This window comes from Arthrobacter sp. H41 (assembly GCF_000520535.1).
Classification (GTDB): domain Bacteria; phylum Actinomycetota; class Actinomycetes; order Actinomycetales; family Micrococcaceae; genus Arthrobacter_D.
The window spans coordinates 102582-104065 of record NZ_KI914789.1 but is presented as its reverse complement, the minus strand read 5'-3'; the positions used below and the strand labels follow the sequence as shown (position 1 = coordinate 104065).

Annotated in this window: 2 protein-coding genes and 2 pseudogenes; all 4 read right to left on the bottom strand. The window is 61.7% G+C overall.

Annotated elements, in window-relative coordinates; translation table 11 throughout:
* Nucleotides 1–266, bottom strand: a 266-nt coding sequence (locus tag Y705_RS0108410; protein ID WP_026532539.1) for an IniB N-terminal domain-containing protein, incomplete at its 3' end; no start/stop codon positions are given.
* A gap of 151 nt (nucleotides 267–417) precedes the next feature.
* Nucleotides 418–630: pseudogene (locus tag Y705_RS23630) on the bottom strand (helix-turn-helix domain-containing protein); the annotation flags it as partial.
* A 273-nt stretch (nucleotides 631–903) separates the two neighbouring features.
* Nucleotides 904–972: pseudogene (locus Y705_RS23625) on the bottom strand (hypothetical protein); the annotation flags it as partial.
* Nucleotides 973–1159: 187 nt separating this feature from the next.
* On the bottom strand, nucleotides 1160–1484 hold a 325-nt coding region (locus Y705_RS0108400; RefSeq protein ID WP_216698764.1), incomplete at its 5' end, for a helix-turn-helix domain-containing protein.

Sequence of the window (1484 nt, the reverse complement as noted above, 5' to 3'; positions counted from 1 at the left end):
TCCTTGTCGTGCTCGTCCTTGTCGTCCTTGTCCTTGCCATAGCCCCCGCCATGGCCCTTGTCGTCGTCCTCGTCGTCGTCCTTGTGCTTCACGGGCGCGTAGTCCTCGATGACTGGCTTCACGGCGTCAACATCATCCGTACCGACGTCACCAAGGCCGGCTTTGGCGAGAGCGCCCTCGGGATCTTCCTTGAAAGCAGCTGCTGCTTCCTCATCCTTGAACAGGTTCATGAGGAAATCGAGAAGAGAAGTGGCGAGAGTGGTCATGACACGTTCCTTTGCATCGGGTTTTGCTGAGGCTGGTCCGCCTGGCCGGAATGCCTGGCTTGTTACAAACATAGGATTGGGGGCTCAGCGGGACATCGGGGTCGATACCCCTAACTGGCGCCCCGCGCTTAGGGGTTTGCAGGTCCGGGTATTAGGGGATCAGGGGGTTCTCCTGCGCTGATTCACCGAGAATCAGGCGCAATCTCGCCAGGAGATCCGAGCGGGTTGTCACCCCGAGCCGACGACGGACCCGCGCGATATGGTGCTCGACCGTGCGCGGGGAGATGAAGATCGCTTCGCTGATCTCCCGGTAAGTGCGGCCTTCGAGCACGAGCTGAGCGATCTCCCGTTCCCTGCCGCTGAGGTCGAAACCATGCGTGGATCGTGAGGCGTGTACCCGCTTGGCCGACGGCTTGATTATCGTGGCCGGCCGAGCTGTCCCGCGCCTATTTCCCCGGTCCGGCCCGGCAACCGCTTCAGTCTCGCGTTCGTCCTTGTCGTCCTTGTCCTTGCCATAGCCCCCGCCATGGCCCTTGTCGTCGTCCTCGTCGTCGTCCTTGTGCTTCACGGGCGCGTAGTCCTCGATGACTGGCTTCACGGCGTCAACATCATCCGTACCGACGTCACCAAGGCCGGCTTTGGCGAGAGCGCCCTCGGGATCTTCCTTGAAAGCAGCTGCTGCTTCCTCATCCTTGAACAGGTTCATGAGGAAATCGAGAAGAGAAGTGGCGAGAGTGGTCATGACACGTTCCTTTGCATCGGGTTTTGCTGAGGCTGGTCCGCCTGGCCGGAATGCCTGGCTTGTTACAAACATAGGATTGGGGGCTCAGCGGGACATCGGGGTCGATACCCCTAACTGGCGCCCCGCGCTTAGGGGTTTGCAGGTCCGGGTATTAGGGGATCAGGGGGTTCTCCTGCGCTGATTCACCGAGAATCAGGCGCAATCTCGCCAGGAGATCCGAGCGGGTTGTCACCCCGAGCCGACGACGGACCCGCGCGATATGGTGCTCGACCGTGCGCGGGGAGATGAAGATCGCTTCGCTGATCTCCCGGTAAGTGCGGCCTTCGAGCACGAGCTGAGCGATCTCCCGTTCCCTGCCGCTGAGGTCGAAACCATGCGTGGATCGTGAGGCGTGTACCCGCTTGGCCGACGGCTTGATTATCGTGGCCGGCCGAGCTGTCCCGCGCCTATTTCCCCGGTCCGGCCCGGCAACCGCT